The sequence below is a fragment of the Bacteroides sp. ET336 genome (assembly GCF_024733815.1).
Lineage (GTDB): Bacteria > Bacteroidota > Bacteroidia > Bacteroidales > Bacteroidaceae > Phocaeicola > Phocaeicola cellulolyticus.
Genome location: NZ_JANRHK010000034.1, coordinates 1 through 17,733, shown reverse-complemented (window position 1 = coordinate 17,733; position 17,733 = coordinate 1). Strand labels below are relative to the sequence as shown.

At 42.1% G+C, this 17,733-nt stretch carries 12 protein-coding genes and 1 pseudogene; all 13 read right to left on the bottom strand.

Features of this window, described 5'->3' with window-relative positions; all coding sequences use genetic code 11:
• Entirely contained in the window at window positions 1–1,938 is a 1,938-nt protein-coding gene (locus tag NW213_RS16400) for a sialate O-acetylesterase (RefSeq protein WP_258323433.1), read from the bottom strand.
• A gap of 44 nt (window positions 1,939–1,982) precedes the next feature.
• The gene (locus NW213_RS16395) at window positions 1,983–2,543 is read right to left on the bottom strand and encodes a flavin reductase family protein (protein ID WP_204393190.1); all 561 of its coding nucleotides are present in this window, start codon (window positions 2,541–2,543) and stop codon (window positions 1,983–1,985) included.
• 35 nt (window positions 2,544–2,578) lie between these two features.
• Window positions 2,579–3,616, bottom strand: a complete 1,038-nt coding sequence (locus NW213_RS16390) for an alcohol dehydrogenase (RefSeq protein WP_258323434.1) — start codon at window positions 3,614–3,616, stop codon at window positions 2,579–2,581.
• 69 nt (window positions 3,617–3,685) lie between these two features.
• Window positions 3,686–4,045: pseudogene (locus NW213_RS16385) on the bottom strand ((deoxy)nucleoside triphosphate pyrophosphohydrolase); the annotation flags it as partial.
• Window positions 4,046–4,129: 84 nt separating this feature from the next.
• Complete coding sequence (locus NW213_RS16380) at window positions 4,130–4,966, bottom strand: DUF4595 domain-containing protein (RefSeq protein WP_258323432.1); 837 nt, start codon at window positions 4,964–4,966, stop codon at window positions 4,130–4,132.
• 10 nt (window positions 4,967–4,976) lie between these two features.
• Complete coding sequence (locus tag NW213_RS16375; RefSeq protein ID WP_258323431.1) at window positions 4,977–8,378, bottom strand: AAA family ATPase; 3,402 nt, start codon at window positions 8,376–8,378, stop codon at window positions 4,977–4,979.
• A 15-nt stretch (window positions 8,379–8,393) separates the two neighbouring features.
• Entirely contained in the window at window positions 8,394–9,608 is a 1,215-nt protein-coding gene (locus NW213_RS16370) for an exonuclease SbcCD subunit D (protein ID WP_258323430.1), read from the bottom strand.
• A 5-nt stretch (window positions 9,609–9,613) separates the two neighbouring features.
• The gene (locus NW213_RS16365; RefSeq protein WP_258323429.1) at window positions 9,614–10,486 is read right to left on the bottom strand and encodes an aldose 1-epimerase family protein; all 873 of its coding nucleotides are present in this window, start codon (window positions 10,484–10,486) and stop codon (window positions 9,614–9,616) included.
• A 44-nt stretch (window positions 10,487–10,530) separates the two neighbouring features.
• A complete protein-coding gene (locus NW213_RS16360) occupies window positions 10,531–11,352 on the bottom strand; it encodes a patatin-like phospholipase family protein (protein ID WP_258323428.1) in 822 nt (273 codons plus the stop codon).
• A gap of 45 nt (window positions 11,353–11,397) precedes the next feature.
• The gene (locus tag NW213_RS16355; RefSeq protein WP_258323427.1) at window positions 11,398–13,518 is read right to left on the bottom strand and encodes a hypothetical protein; all 2,121 of its coding nucleotides are present in this window, start codon (window positions 13,516–13,518) and stop codon (window positions 11,398–11,400) included.
• 3 nt (window positions 13,519–13,521) lie between these two features.
• On the bottom strand, window positions 13,522–13,815 hold the full coding sequence (locus NW213_RS16350; RefSeq protein ID WP_258323426.1) for a RyR domain-containing protein: 294 nt from the start codon (window positions 13,813–13,815) through the stop codon (window positions 13,522–13,524).
• A gap of 20 nt (window positions 13,816–13,835) precedes the next feature.
• Complete coding sequence (locus NW213_RS16345; protein WP_154042510.1) at window positions 13,836–14,834, bottom strand: TIR domain-containing protein; 999 nt, start codon at window positions 14,832–14,834, stop codon at window positions 13,836–13,838.
• Window positions 14,835–14,847: 13 nt separating this feature from the next.
• A partial coding sequence (locus NW213_RS16340) for a toll/interleukin-1 receptor domain-containing protein (protein ID WP_258323425.1) occupies window positions 14,848–17,733 on the bottom strand: 2,886 nt, incomplete at its 5' end.

Genomic DNA, 17,733 nt, shown 5'->3' with positions numbered 1-17,733 from the left:
TCATTTTTTAAACAAATGTGGAATAAACTCGTTCAGACATCTGCGCCATGTCAGCCACTCGTGTCCGGTACCTTCTGACACATAATAGTCAACCTCAATACCGAGACCACGCAAAGACTTGACCAAAGACTCCGTCCCCATGTTTTCATCTGTTCCGCATCCAAGGAAAAGATAATGTACCTTCTTGTTGAAGGCCTTGGCATCAGTAAACACTCCGTTGAAGGCCGTATTAACATCAACTCCGAAAATAGCCCCACTGAAACCTCCGATATAGGAGAACTTGTCGAGGTTGTTTAGCGTAATGTCGAATGTCTGCTTTCCTCCCCATGACAGTCCAGCCATGGCACGATGATCTCTGTCGGTATAGGTACGGAATGTCTTGTCGATATATGGTATAAGATCCTGAACCATAAGAGTGGCAAACGAAGCCCCATACAGATTTCTTTCCTCGTCAACATTCTTTCCCGGACGCGGACGGAAACCGACTTCGATATCCCCACTTTCCATCACCACAATCATAGGCTCACATTTGCCTTCGGCAATCTGATTGTCGAGAATATTATACATATATCCCTGAGTGCTCCATCCGGTCTCATCCTCTCCCATACCATGCTGAAGATATAATACCGGAAAACGTTTCTTACTGTTTGTCTCATATTCGGCCGGAGTATAGACCACACAACGACGGAAACGTTTCTGCGACTCCGAGTAATAAGTACACGTCCTAACCTGTCCGTGAGGCACATCCTTCGTGCGATAATAATCACCTTCACTGCCTTCAGGCACTTCTATTCCACTTGCCATACGGCTGCAGCCGAAGAAGGTACAGCTCATAGGATCGATTACGGAAAATCCGTCAACCAACAGGAAATAATAATGGAAACCTACCACAAGAGGATTGGTACGACCAGTCCACCAACCGTTTTCATCTTTCGACAAATCATATTTCACTCCACACACATCAGCCTGCAATCTCTTTACGTCCGGAGCATAGATGCGGAAATAAGCACGATTGTCCTTATCCAAACGTGGAAAATCACATCCATGCATATTTGATGACGCAGGAACAGTGCTGGCTATCACATCCTCTGTAGTCTGCAGTCTGATGCCCATCATTCCAAGAACCTTTTCAGCATAACGTCGTCCCAGAACACGATAACCGGCAGCATCGAAGTGCAGATGATCGCTTGCACAGCTGAGTCCGGCAGAAGAAACAACGGCAGAGTTCTTGATAACCTGTGGCAGGGTGGCAATTATCTCATTCATGCTTGCACAGGTACCTTTATGGTCGGCATTAACCACCTCTCCGGCAATCAAAGGCACATCCTCAGCCTTCAGATTAAGGTCAGACAACAGGCTCTCGTAAACATTCTTTACTTTCATCGGCCATTCTTTATCGCCGGTATTGGGTTCTCCCTGATGCAGCAGAATACCTTTTATCACACCATCCTTCTGTGCCAGTCGTGCCATCTCTACAAGACGCTCATAAGGATTATTGTCATACTCGTCAAGTATTCCCTTCATCCAGTCAGGGGCAGTCTTTATATACTCCTCGCGCTTATCTTTCTGGAATAATTCTATACGGCAACCGCCAATAGCCACATGTACCACACCAACCCTTACATTCTCTGGAAGATATTCCACCATGGTACGTCCAAAATAGTCAGCAGGAGTCAGACCGGTACCTTTACGGCACAATGGAGCACGAGCAGGATACCACTTACCCTTCACTCTTCCCACTTCATCATTATTGACAGCCGACAATACCTGAAAACGCGGATTGACAGTTGTGTCCTGAGACTCGTATCTGGCGTTTCCTTCCATGTTAGACTGTCCCAGACACAGATAAATATAAAAATTAGAATCCTGTGCATAAGCCATTACTCCGCACAGCGCCATACCCACACATAGGAGCATGGATTTAAATGTCTTTCTCATAATAAAATTATCAGTTGTTTTTCATTCGTATTTCACATATATGGTCATTTCAGACTTTTGCCGTCAGAAAAAGCCTTTCCTACCTTTTCTCCCAAAACATTATATACATGTTTTATCGGATCGTATGTTATAGGGCGGAGTTTGTCGGCATCAATCTTTCCATCATCACCCAAAACCGACTCATCGGCAGATATATTTACTATACGTCCCACCATATGGCATGTTTCCGGATCGTACGAAACCAGTTCACACTCCAATGCCATAGGAAGCTCTTCTATGATAGGCGCATTAACCGATTCTGCCTTTACAGCATGCAGACCGGCTTTTTCAAGTTTTCGGTTTTCATTGTTTCCGGACACTATTCCCAAATAATCGCATGCCACTACATAATCCTCTGTAGCCATACTTACCGTAAAGGCTTTCGACTCCAGAATATTCTTTGTCGTCTTATGGTCTTCCGACAGACACAGACAAACCATATTGTCCGTATAGACACCGCCCCATGCCGCATTCATGGCATTAGGCACTCCATTGGCATCGTATGCCGCCACTATAAACACAGGCATAGGATACAGCCACGTTTTACTTCCAAAGTTTTTTCTCATATAAAATCTGTTTATTAGGTTAAAATCCAATAGTGTCAAATCTCCTTTACAGCCACCTTTATCACACCGTCAAGACGGTTTTCGAAAACACGGTATGCCTCTTCTATTTCGTCAAGCGCAAAACGGTGTGTAATGAGCGGTGTAGTGTCAATCTTGCCTTCAGAGATAAGGCGGAGTATTTCCTCACAGTCGCATCCGTCAACTCCTCCGGTTTTGAAAGTAAGGTTCTTTCCATACATATCAGGCAAAGGCAATACCTGAGGCTTGTCATAAAGGGCAACCACTGTCACCACCGCGTTAGGTCGCGCACATTCCCATGCCAGACGGAAAGTATCATCTGCCCCTGCCACTTCAAGCACTACATCAGCACCTCCATGTGCAGACTCCTGCATCACAAAATCCTTACAGTTTTCAGGTTTCACCACCATGACATCAGGATAGTGTCTTTTGATAAAGGCTATCCTTTCTTCCGACTTCTCGCAGACAATTATTTTACACGGATTTTTCAGCTTCACACACAGAAGAGTACAAACGCCAGTAGGTCCGGCCCCGATAATCAATACAGTATCTTCTTCCTTGATTTCAGATATTCGTGCAGCCCAATATCCTGTAGCCAGAATGTCACCTACGAAAAGAGCCTGTTCGTCTGTAACATTATCAGGAATGCGGTTCAATCCCATATCCGCATGAGGTACACGCACATAGCATGCCTGTCCACCGTCTATACGGCATCCCAAGGCCCATCCTCCATCTTGGTCTTCGCAATTATTCACATAACCGTTTTTACAGAAAAAACACTCACCGCAATAAGTTTCCACGTTCACGGTAACACGATCGCCCGGCTTCACATTGGCGACTTCCCTACCAACCTGCTCAACCACTCCTACCATCTCATGACCTACGGTTATTCCTGGTACAGCACGCGGCACACTGCCATGCTTTATATGAAGGTCGCTAGTGCATATACTGCTCAGAGTCACACGCACTATCGCATCTTTGCTATTGACAATATGAGGAACAGGCTTACGAAGCAATGCAAAATGCCCTTTCTGAAGATAAGTATATGCCGACATGTCATCCTTCTTATCCACAGTCACATTTTCAAGATAGTTCTCCAATGCCGGCAATATCACTTTGTCGGCAGGTAACCATTCTACAGAATAAAGTCCGTCCGATTTAAGCCACTTCAAAGATTTGTGCTCTTTCAGGTTTAGAATACCTGATATGACCGAGCACACATACACATGTAGCTTTATATTGAAATCAGGATATGTATAATCAACCGTATCCAAAAATGAGTCGATACGTATCTCCAGATCAAGTTCCTCTCGTATCTCGCGCATCAAGGCCTGTTCCGGTGTCTCTCCGGCTTCTATCTTTCCTCCGGGGAATTCCCATTTATCCTTGAAATCGCCACTACCTCTCTGAGTGGCAAGGATACCTTCGCTTGTAACAATTACAGCTGCTACAACAGCTATTGATTTAATATTGTCCGTTTTCATATTAGTTTAATGGTTTTGCATAAATTCCATTCATCAGGAATATATGCCTGTATGTCTTTCACGGACAAATATATTGAAAATATTTTATATTGTAAGTTTTACACTAATGTTTCTTACATATTCTTCTCCGCCACTGACAGTCAACATCCAGCAACCGCTCAATTCACCATCGTCACCCAAGGAATACTCGTAAGAGGTGTGTTCTTCCAGTTCCGGACTGCTGGCCGGATACATATCCGTGCATAAGTACCTGTATGAATCACCGATAAACCCTCCATAAAATGCCACCATGTGCATGGAAAGCGGATATAATTCCGACAGGAATAAATCCGGCAAGCCATGCGCATTCTCTACGGCAACCGATTTATTGAACTCAATTATATAAGTCTCTGATGATCCGTCAACTGTCTGTTCAACTCTCACCTTCCCTTCTTCAGAATAGTCAAGCCTCAATGAAGAATAAGTATCCCCGTTATCTGTTTTCTCCGTAACTTCCGACAGAAATTTATGTCCTTCACTGTCGGTAATATATGTGAAATCATAGTTTCTTTCTGTACCTCCGCCTTCCTCCATACGGCATGAAACCGCAAATCCGGAAGTATCCAACTGATAAGTTCGTATATTGCCATAGCTGTCGGTTATTCTCACACTTTGGTCTGAGGCAGAAACGAATGTAGTATCCGAACTGCTGAACAGCTTTCCTCCCTCAACCTCCTGGGCTGAGACATAATATGATATTCGGCCATCAGAAAATATGAAAGTTTTGGTTGAAGTAACATCATATGAGTCACTAGAAATCAGTTCTTTAAGCTCAATGCAACCCACTATCTTACTCTGATTGTCTCTACCGTTATCCACTGTTGTTTCTTCCGTACATCCATACGCCAGCAGCACAAACAACATCCATACAATATTCTTCATATTTCGTCTGTTATATTCTGTTATCTATCACTTCCACCGAACTTCGCGTCTGGTCAATACGACTAACCTTGATCTGCACAGGTATCCTTTCCTTTAGTCCTTCCACATGGCTGATTATACCCACACGCTTTCCGTTGATACCCTGCAGTTTTTCCAGCATATTCATAACCGTATTCAGCACATCACCACTCAACGTTCCGAATCCCTCATCGATAAACAATGTATCCACGGAAAGATTTCTCCTGTTGAGCGAAGAAAGAGCCAAAGCCAAAGAAAGAGAAACCAGGAATCCCTCTCCTCCTGAAAGAATGTCAACCGGTCCCTGAGCATCATTCTGATACATATCCATCATCCTGATAGTCAATGTACCCGGCTCACAGTCCAACCTGTAGCGTTTGTTCAACTTAACCAGATACCCATTCGCACGATGCAGCAAGTCATTAAGTATAAAGCTCTGAGCAATCCTTCTGAAAATCTTTCCGTCGCCACCGCCGAAAAGCTTGTTCAGAGACTCCCATTCCACAAAAATGTGCCTTTTGGCCTCTTCTTTTTCCTTTTCCACACTAAATCTGGCAATGTTCTGCTCATTCGATTTGAGTTGCTGCTCTATACGGCCAATATCAGACATGACCGTATCAATGGCACTACGTACGTCTGCAAGCATTGATTTCATCATTTCTATGGCTACACCATCGCGTACATCTTCAGGACAAGACGCAAGATGCAAATCAAGCTCCTTCTGTTTAGCCGCAAGAACACTTTCCGCATTCTTGCTTCCGGTGATTTCGGCATCATGCTGTTTTCTTATCTCTGATATATTCTTTATTGAAGAGATATATTCTATCCTTCCGAGGTCGAAATCCTGATTCAGTGAAAGGAAAGCATCCAGTTCGCCGGTTGCCTTGGCCATTCTCTCACGTTCATTGGCAAGCGATGTAGTAAGAGCATGCACCTTGGCAGAAAAGTCAATACACTTGTCTGTAAGCCTGTCAACCAATATAGCGTCCGTAACATTATCACAATTCCAGTCCTTCCATACTTCGGATATCTCTGTAAGGATTTTTTCCACATTCTCCAATGCCGGCAAAGCCTGGGAAAGCAGCTTTTCAGTTGCCGCTACGTCTTTCACCCATCCATCATATTCAGCAGCGGAATTGCGTATGGAAGACAGCAAGCCTGACGGATCACTATCCCACATATTCCTCCATCCTTCTATCACAATCATTCCGCCGGCATCTTGAAGGGCCTTGGCTATCATCTCATTGTCAATCTTTATCAACGAGCTGATACGCTCAATTTCATTCACTACCGTCTGCCTGTCCTCTTTTGCCTTATCTCTCGACTTGACAGCATTCTCAAATTCCTTCCTTATATCCTTCAGTTCATTATTCAGCAAAGTAAGATGGTTGTTGCTGTCATTTATTTTCTTCTGCATCTCTATCAAAGCACTCATCCTTGCCGAATTATTTGCAGATACAATATGTAAAGTCTCATCCAGATTCGTCACATCAAGCTCATCACCTTCTCCGCACTTGACAGACAATTCCGCACACATGTTCCTTACCAAAGCCCCGGCATTCCTTATTGCGTCTTCAGCCTCCTTCTTCTCATTCAGTTTCGTCTGTATATCCTTCTTCAGGCGCTCCACAATAATCTGTATCGCATTACATTCAGCCAAAGTACCTCTAAGTTCCTTCTCAGCCAATGCAACCATCTCCTCCAGCGGTTTCAATCTCTCTTCGCACTCCTCATCTGTAGTCAACCTGTCTATCACCTGTCCGCATACCGGACATACATCACCCACTGCCAATTTACTTCTTAGGCTCACAGTCCAGTCACGCAAAGAAAGCTCCACTCCGTCATAAGCCTTTCTGGCCTCCACCAGCTTTTTATTCTTTTCTTCAAGCCTCACATCCAGTTTTACCTGTTCAGCCTCACGAAGTTTACATTCCTCCATAAGAGCCGACGTTTCTTTCTCCAGCCTTGCAAGAGTCTTGCTGCAATCTTTCAGTACGCCAATCTGCGTATTAAGCCTATTCAGACTATCCTTCTCTACCGACAGCCTACGTACCTCCTCATTGACTGTCTCCGGTTTCATATCGGCTACAGCCTGTGTGGCGGCACTTATCTCTTTTTCCTTTAATTCTACAAGGTTTCCCAGCTTACTTACGCTATCCTCTTTGTCCGAACAGGCTTTTTCTATTACAGGCATACTGTTATTTCGTTTCTTCAGAGCCTCTGTGTTTCCCCTAACCCTGACAGATGTCTCCAAAACAGAATTAAGCAAAGTCTCTATTTTCTGCACGTTCGAAAACATAGGTACATTTACCGCAGCTCCGGCTATACGGACATTCAATGCTTCAAGCAGGTTGTTCTTTTGCTGTATCCATGCCCTCAAACCGTTTCTTCCCTTATGAAGCTCTACGAACAGTGTCTTCAACCTACCCGCTTCAAGTTCAAGCTCTCTTACCTTTTGTTCTGCCTCTCTCTTCGTCTGCAGGCAGCTACCGGCATTACCCATTCTGTCATAATCAGAGATAAGTCTGGCTTCCTCTTTAAAGCTGTCAGAATTTATTACCTCCATACATAACTTGAATTTCCGTTCTGCCACCACCTTTTCTTCCTGCAGCTTTTTATAGACCTCCATCCATTTCACACAAGAATCCAGACGCGACGCCTCCCCATCAAGCTGTTTCTTTCTAAGCAAAGCTTCCGATTTCTGTCCGTTCAGCGAGTCAATCTCCTCCTGTTTAAGCAATACTATCCCTTCTGTCAAACTCCTTTGAGCATTATAATCAGCTTCCTTTTCCTTTTTTATCTCCTCTATTTTCTTTCCTATTTCCGAATATATCTCCGTTCCTGTAAGTTTTTCCAGAATTTCAGATTTCTCATCATCCTTACTTTTTAAGAACTGAGTGAACTGTCCCTGAGCCAGCATCGTTGTACGGCAGAACTGATCAAAATCCAGCCCTACAGCTTCCTCCGTAACCTTTCTCACGGCATCGGCATTCTTCACAGTAGTGTCACCCCACGACAAAGTCTGTTCCGACGATGTAAGCTTATTGTTCCTGTTACGCTTCACCTGCCACACAGCCTCATACATTACCCCGTCAGAGCCGAGAAAAGTAAGTACAGCCGAGGCCTGACGTGCCCCATGCCTCAAAAGATTTGACGTGTTTCTAGCGGTGATATTGTCTGTTCCGAAATTCGATTTCACCCCCGACGCCATATTCAGCCTTGGAGTAGTGTTATACAAAGCCAGGCAGATTGAATCCAGAATGGTAGTCTTGCCTGCCCCCGTATCACCGGTAATCAGAAAAACAGAAGCATCAGCCAACGCTCCACTATCGAAATCAATCTCAGCCATCTCTACAGACGCTATGTTCTCTATTTTCAGTTTAGCCAGTTTCATAAATTGTAAAGACTTTTATACATTTCTCCCGTTATATCTCTTCACGGCTTCATCTATCATATCAGCCATCTCAGAAGGCATATCAGTACCAAACTTCGATTTGTAAAATCTCTGTGCCACATCTATCGGAGTAAGTTCCTGAAACTCATCATAAGTCATAACCGTATCACTATCCGCGGCCAGCATTTCCGGTCTGGTAATCTTACAATAACAATATGCGGCACGTTTGCCATCCAGAGCCTTAGCTATCTTCTCCATATAATCGGCAGGCATAGGCTTATCAAGAAGTATATTCAGTCTTACATAACACTCCTCGTCATCACCGATGTCAGAAAGCCCGTCAACAGCCACGTCAAAAGCAGAAGGAACAGCAGGAACAGTCAGCATAGGACGAATATTCTTAATCCTTATCTCCCTTATTTCAGGTTCCCTTCCTCTCTCCACCGTAACCACTGAAACGGAGTGAGGATAAGTCTCATCAAAATTCACAGGAACAGGCGAACCGGAATATCTTGCCACTCCGGCAGCTCCTCTCAGTGTCTGAGGATAATGTATGTGTCCCAGCGCGATATAGTCATAACCCATACCGAGCTCCTCATGAGCCACCTCATTGATTCCCCCTATCACGTCAGTGTCATGCCCCTCAAGATTACTGTTTGCCACCGTCATATGCGCCATCAACACCACCGGCACCCCGGTAGTATTCACCATCTTAACCCTGTCCTGCAAAGCACGGAAAAATACACACCTGCGTTCCTCTTTGGAAGCCTCCTCATCCATCAGCGGATAACTCTGGTCGAATATATGCGGCACAGCCACAACATACCCCTTCAACACACCATCGGCATCCTCTATACCTATGATATGCCTGTCCAGATCGACCGTCCCGTCTTTCCTCTCCAGCTGTCCCACTACCCTTACTCCTGCCATCAGCCACAGTTCGCGCCCAAGCTCCAGCATCGCCTTGCTGTCATGGTTGCCAGCCGTCACCACAATAGCCATATCCGGACATGCCTTATGCATCTCCAGCAAAGCCTTGTAATACATTTTCTGCACCGAGGTAGAAGGATTGGTACGGTCGTAGATATCACCGCTTACAAGAAGGGCATCCGGTTTTTCCTCCTCCACTATATCCCTGAGCTGAGACAGGAAAGCGGCATGTTCCGCCGTCCTGTCATGCTCATATAAGGTATGTCCCAAATGCCAGTCGCTCGTGTGTATAATCTTCATAAAACTTATTCCATTATTTCAATCACATAACCGCCATCGAAAGTTCCGTTTTCAGGCAGATGTTGTATCCAGTCCTTTTCCTTGTATTCACCATCAAAATTCATCCTGTCACAACGTCCGTACCAAGGTTCGATACACACAAACGGAGCATTCTTTCCAGGAGGCGACCACAGTCCTACAACCGGAGCGTCGAACAACAGACGCAACACAGCCTTGCGCGAATTGTCATACAAGGCAACTTCTCCCACTTGTCCGTTCTCCAGAATCAGAGCATCACCATCGAAAGTAGAAGTATTCATAGGCAACAGTCCGTCCTTCAGTTCCAGCGGATAGTGCACATCAGTATTGGCACATCCCTTCTCTCCTATGAGGATATATTCCAGTCCCTCTTTCTTATCGAAACCGAAGTAGCCACGTTCTTTTGTAGAAGCGTCAAATCCCGGGAAATAAAAAGCCGGATGAGCTCCTATCTGGAAATACATATCCCCCTTTCCGGTATTCTTAACCCTCCACATCACATGAATCTTCTTCTGCTCTATCCTATAGCCAATCTCCAGACAGAAATTGTAAGGATATTTCTTATGAGTCTCTTCATTGTCAGTCAGTCTGTACCACACCTCATTGTCGGTAATGCTCACAAGCTGAAACTCCATATCGCGCGCAAATCCGTGCTGCCCCAACGAATAAGTCTCTCCCTCGCATCTGTAAGTGTTATCCCACACTCTTCCCACAATAGGGAAAAGAACCGGTGAGTGTCTGTTCCAGAATGCAGGATCAGCCTGCCACAGATACTCCTTACCGTTACACTGTATGCTGCACAGTTCGGCACCGGCTGCCGACACCTGAATGCTCAGTACATCATTTGATAATTTCTCCATATATTTTTTGAGTTTATAAGTTTATGAGTGCAAATTTTTAATTATTAATCTTTAATCATCAATCGTCTCCCTTCTTCTTCCAGCAGTTCAACCATCTGCCTGTATCCCTGATTATAAATCTTCAAAGCATTTTTAAGATTGAAAATATTATATTCGTCTATAGAATCCACCTCAAGCAACAAGTCGCACAGCTCCGAATCCTCCACCGCATTCTGCTTGAACAAAAACAGATAAGACCTCAGAGCCACACGCAAGATATTATCCTCATACTCCTCCGGATGCTTGGGACATACATTCACCCCAATCACCTTACGGCACAAATCACGAATAGGCGTAACAGGGAAATTCTTGAACAACCCACCGTCCACATACCTCACACCGTCAATCATCATTGGCTTGAACACAATGGGAATGGTACACGAAGCCATAACTCTAGGCACAAGCTCACCCTCGGTAAAGACCTTACTCTCACCTTTGTCAAAATCTGAGGCCACGGCACAGAAAGGAATATTCAGTTCCTCAAACCGTTTCACAGGCAAGTTCTTCTCCATAAATTCTATGAATCCGTCATATTTCAGCAAAGCCTCCTTCGGTATCATAAAGCTCACGAAATCACGGAAGTCATGCCCCAAAAACAATTTCAGAATCTCCTTAGGTTTGAATCCGGCTGCATAAAAGGCACCTACCACAGCTCCGGCACTTGTACCGGCTATAATATCAGGTTTAATACCTTTTTCATCCAGAGCCTGCAAGGCACCAAGATGTGCAAAACCTTTTGCTCCACCACCGCTAAGTGCCAGACCTATATTGTATGGTAAATCCTTTACCATGTCCTTATTATCCTGCTTCGTAACTTGATTTTCCATGTTGTTTAGGTGTTCATCAGTGTAAATATATAGCATTTTCACTGATTAAAGAGTGATTTTTCTATAAATTTTATATCCACCCAACTTCAAGATATAAGGAATATTTCTTATAACATCCTCATCCTTACCTATCTCTTGCGGATATTTTTTCTCTAACTCATTATACGGCAAAATAAGATTATGCACCAGATAAGTATTATTACGAACCTCACCATACCGCCATCCCTCAATAGTTCTTTCAGCATTCCATCTGTACTTTTCCATACGCATCAGAGTACGTAAATATCCTTCATCTATTCTCTTCTCAAAATCTTCATATGAAACTTCTTCCCATTCCTTACCAACTTCACCTTTAAAGATTTCATATCCAAGAGTACGACAATAAACCACATATGCATCAATCTGGTATCTGTTAGCCCAACGATATACCTCAGACAAAGTAAACCATGCATCATATGCACATTCTTTCATCCTTGCAGCATACTCAGGTTCGTCATGAACAAACTTACACAAGCTCAACATGTAATGATTATTTGCACTTCCTTCTACAAATAACTTACAGCCTTTGGTTCCATATATCGAACAATAATCGTTAGAAGACTTATCCTCTTTTCCCGGAGTATTCTTACAGCAACTGCATTTATACATTTGATTTACATAAGCCGGCAGTTCATCACCCAATAAAGACATTGACATACCCTGATCCAGCATTCCAAAAATCTTTACATTCTTAAATCTTCCACTGTCACTGTTTATCAATCTTCCAAGGTCTGTCTGTATCTCCTGACGTATAAGAACAGAAACCTCCTTCTCATATATTTCAGAAGGTAAGTTAAGTCCTAACGAAAGACTCATATCAGGATCACTTACGCAAATTGCAATCGTAGGCATACAATCCTTATCTGAAGCCAACCCCACAAGGTAATCCCTAACTTGTTTACTACTTATGTCAGCATTCATATAATTGATATCTATATCAAAAATCTGACTATCCAAATACGGGAACTGAGCTTTAAAATATGGCAACATTTCATCCATATTCCTATCAATCAATGTTATCTTTGTACGCACACTTCTGCTCTTATCCACGGTATCATCGTAGTTTGGATAATGACATACGCGCAATGCTTCCAAGAATAAAGAACGCCCCATGCGGTTAAAGCCTGCTATTACCAAATGAACAAAGCTATTAGCACTATCAGCCACAGATTTACCGTCCATTACAGTCTTTGTCAGAGGTCTATTAAACAACGGTTTAAAGCCATAGCCATTTTCTACAGAATACAAGCCCCATAACTGACGCGCCCAATTCTCATAATAATTAAACGGCCTGAAATAAATATTCGGAACATTCCCATAGCACACATACTCTTTCGGTAAAACCATTTTCTGTATATTAGAATACGATGGTATTCTGTCAAATTGCACATAAACATTCAGCAAAGGTTTTCCTGCAGAATTTCCCCTAAGCTTACTAACCTTATGCACAGATTCAATACTCTTGGAATCACGCCCCATCATATTCTCATCTCCCAAAATATAGACTTCTTTTGCAAGATGAATATTAAGCCTCGCCAGTTCTTCTTCAGATTCTATATTTCCAAAATAAATAATAACCCTACTTTCATCCTCCTTACTCAAATGCGACTGTATTTCCGAACGAATAGTTTCAGTTTCCACCCCACTCATCAATAACAAAGGATTGGTATTGTCTTTTTTACATATCTCCTTTATAAGACTAATTGTAGTATCACAAAAACCGATTATCACATAATGCTGTTTGATTTTACGATATGTCACCTTTCCCGACTTGATGGCATCCACTCTTCTTTCAATAATGTTCGAGATAGTTGAAATCAGCACCCCGCTCAACAATACAGTGCCACACAAACTCATAAATGTGACCAATAAACGGTTTACCCATCCCTTTTCCACTATCTGGTTACCAGAATCGACAAAATTATTATAAACAAGCCATAGCCGTTCCCAGAAACCATCAGAACCTCCAAGTTCAATAGAAAATATAAGAACTATAATAAAGAATATGAATAAGATTGTAGCTACTAAAGTCATTAGTATTTTCAATTGTGGTCTGATACCTCCAGATATAGTTCTGTCAATATTCTCTTGTGAGAACAATCGCTTGTAATATCCTATTACACTCATAATCTACCCCTTATTAATATTATACCCCAATTTAATTATAAGTTTCAAAGTATTGAGAGCGGTATTTCTGTCATATTCCTTCTCCTTTTCATCCAATTCTCCATACGGAATCAGGCACGGGTGCGTCTTCAGTTTATCATCCCTTTCAGGACCATACACCCATCCATCCTCCATTCTACCACGACTCCATACCTCATGCACATTCTCAGCAATCTGTTCCATCAGTTCTTTAAGCGAATCAGGCAAATCCACATCCGACACATCAACCGGTTTTGGTTTATATTCATTCTGGCTCATAATTTTCAGTATTAAGACAATTAATTTTCACACATTCTTTCAAGCACAATTTTCACTTTACTGTTCGTGAGTTCTTCCGCCAACAGTTTTTTCAATGTCAGATAAAACATGTTGGCCTCTTTCATCAAAAACCGTTTTTCCGAGTCCACATCATCTATATCAGCCGCTTCTATTGACAGTATATCCTGAGCCATCTGATAAGAAGCACCAATACTTGTAGGAATGTCACATACTATAAAACTGTCATTCTCCATTTTGTAATAGAACGACATATCTCTTCCGGAATCCATTTTTCGTGTCATCTTACTGAAACCATTATCAGCATAATAATCATCAATATCCTTAAAGATACTGCTACTGATATACAGCGGAACCAGCACCCTTACCTCCTTATCTTTCATAGCAAAATCCGGACTGTCCAAACCTCGAACAATTCTCTTTATAAACATATTATAATATCCAATTGCCGTAGAACATGCAGCTCCAATTACAACCGGCGAGAACACCTGCATTTCACTGTTTATATAATCAACCAGAGGATCATAAATCTGTTCCAGACGTTTAACATCAGAATATGTAAAACATTTTACCCCCAAAGCAGAAGCCGACAACATAGTCTCAGTATTATTTACACCAGACACCCCTATCAGGTCATCAAACAAGTGTACACTCTCGTTCTGAAGTATAATTGTACGGTTGGCCCCCAGTGCCATGACACACAATCCTATTTCAAAAATTACATTATCCCTCATACACTGGAAATTTTCTTCTACCCCGTCGCGTATTCTGTTAACCGAATCATCGGGTGTAGCCAGAATTATAGCGAAATCGAAAGTTGGGATTTTTTTCAGCAAGGTAGGCAACAAAGCAAATTTACTGTTATCATTCTGACGGGTAAACAAGTTTGTCCATAACGTACAATTACAATTCTTTTTTTCCAGTTCCTCAGAAAGCTTCAATATAGTATTCCTCTGACTTCCTGATGAAAAAATAACCACTTGAGCAGATTTAGTTTCCATAAGAATAAAATATTTATAATGTTTTGAATCTCTCTACCAACTTCAGATAAAAACCTTTACGGTAGTCTATCCATTTCTTGAATACCTCCAAAGGAAAGTTCGCATCCAGTTCAGGCTTGGTACCCAAGATCTCACAACATAAAGCATACAAAGGATAAACATATGCATACGACTCCCATCTTCTACCCTTCACACACCCCTTCATTGATTTTAGAACATGCCCTACAGACTCCTCTATCAATGACAAATCATTACGTCCGTCAGCAAAATATCTATACCAGCATGCAGCTGCATCCACCTGATAGTAACTCTCAGCAGAAGGTGCAATCTCATGACATTTATCTCTATACCACGCAGCCGATTCCCAATCGCCTTCCATTAATGACAAATAAACCATCGTATATAAATATCTGGGATAAAACCTGCTTCCCCTGCGTGCTTCAGGCTTTTCGAAGAACCGTGCTATAATCCCGATACACTGTTTGGCAAGTTCCATATCATATACATCAATTGCATACTCAGCCAGTATAAAAGTCGGTCCGTTATGCAGATGCAAGATTCTCTCATATTCATCATTATACGTATCAGGGAAACCAAAAGACAGAGCATACTCCATTCCGGGCCTCAGGATATTCTCTGCCTTATCAAATTCCAGATTATACTTATATACACGTGATAAATTAGCTGCTACAACATGCCCGCTATCCAAATTTCCGTTTCTCAAATAATAATCAGCTGACCGACTAATATACTTTTCCGCCAGCTCCATATTTCCACAGATTCGGTTGGCAACCCCAAGCATATTATAAAACCCGGCCATATATTTCTTCCTGTCATCAGAAATCATATCAAGGTCTTCATCCTCAATATCAGAAAAGTCAAGTTTAAGTACATCACCAATCAATCCATAAGTATAATAAAAGGAGATTGTTCTAACCCTAAGTATTTCAGGCAAAGACTTGAAGTCAGAATTACGAACAAAGTCATCAAAGCCCATCTCACCGAACCTTCTATAATACTCTTTATCGAAAAGAAAGAATGAATAATTTCTGAACACCTCCATAACCGAGTGACACAGATAAAACGACTCAAGATTCCTTTTTCTGCCTCGTGAACAGAAATTATCATAATAGTACCTGAAATTATCAAAAAGAATATCTATAACCTCATATCTGTTAGCAAAGCATCCCTCCAGAGCCTCCACATATTCACTGTCGTTAAAGAGTTCAAGCAGTCTGTCCTTATCACCCACCAAAGCCAGATGTTTTGGCAGATGTCTTACCAAATATTCAGAAAGGACATTATCATCAATGCCATACCCGATAAAAATCTCGTCACCATCCTTACGGTCAATAGCAAAACATCCGGAAGCTGAATCATCAACCAACCATTCCATCATTGTCAGATGAAAAAATTGAAGTTCATTATTCGATCCCACTACTATAAATCCTCCCAAATCAAGAACCAAAGATTCCAGTTCATGCTTCCTGATCTTCATCAACCTACATACCATATCCTTAGTAAGAGGATCAAATGATGCCACCATCAAACTCAACAAAACTCTATGTCTGGAATTATATAATCCTATGTCAGTAAATTTAGTTCTGAAAAAATTGTTATATATTGACGAAATAGACTTGGGAAACGATTCATGATCGCTTATATCCATCTCTCCCGAAATAATATTCTCGCATATAGTCTTCACATAAAGAAAAACACCACTTGCATTATCTACAATCCGACGTTTAGCCGTATCGAAGCACACCTCTCCCATAAACTTCTCTAAAGTCTTATCTATATACGACAGCATGTCCATCTTATTAAGACCGACATAATCCACCGAGTCGAGATTAACAAATCTGGTAGATACATTAAACTGACACACGATATCATTCAGAGGTCTTGATGTAACTATCAACCTTACCCAATCCGGCAATAACGGCGACAAAGACGAAAGAAAAGTAACAATACTTTCTCCACCCGACACCGACGATTCATCCAGGGCATCAATCAGTATCACCCTGTCCTTATTATCATCATGCATTACCGATGAAAGAGGAGTAACAATCAATTCCTCAAACAAAGTCCTGCTATCCCACGAATCAATATTCCTTTCTGTCAGTATAGCCAGTAGCCTTTCCGAATATTCCGGAATCTGTGTTGAAATCTGATACGCAATAGTGCATACAGCCCTTTTCGGGTTCGACTTTTCACAATTGTTTCTCCTGCAGATATGATAAGCCACAATATTAGGCAATACAGAAAGAAGATGAGTAGATATAGCCGTTTTTCCCGACCCTGGTTTGCCTTTTATAAAAAGACACCGTTCATTTCCATTCTGCAGCCAATCATCTACAATACTATCAAGCCATGACCTGCCTACAAAAGAACGCTGAAAATGGTTTATATCCGATGAAAAATCTATAGGAGACAGATGTGCCCTTAGCGAAGAATAACTACCCGAAGTATCTAGCGAATGCTCCTGAATATTTCTCTCAATCCTCTCGAACACAGACTTACATAAATCCTCATTCAATGTATTTCCAATCATGCAGTTCTGACAGTCCAAATACTGTATCCTGTAAATAAAGATAGGTGGAGTAGCCTGTTTTAGCATAAGCGGAAGGATATTAATTTTCTTATCCAAAGCCATAGCAATTTCATTCAGACAGAATCCACCAGGTCTGCCAATACTCTTTGGAGTCATTATCAGAACAAATTTTCCCCTTTCACCCGCAGCAGAAACATCCATCAATCCTCTCTCTATTTCCTCATCCCAGAACGAAGATTCATGAATATCCCTCACATCAATCCAAACATCAAATCCTTTTTCCCGAAGGTAATCCACGAGTTTGAAAGCAAAAGATGTATATTCGTCATGTCCGTAACTTACGAATAT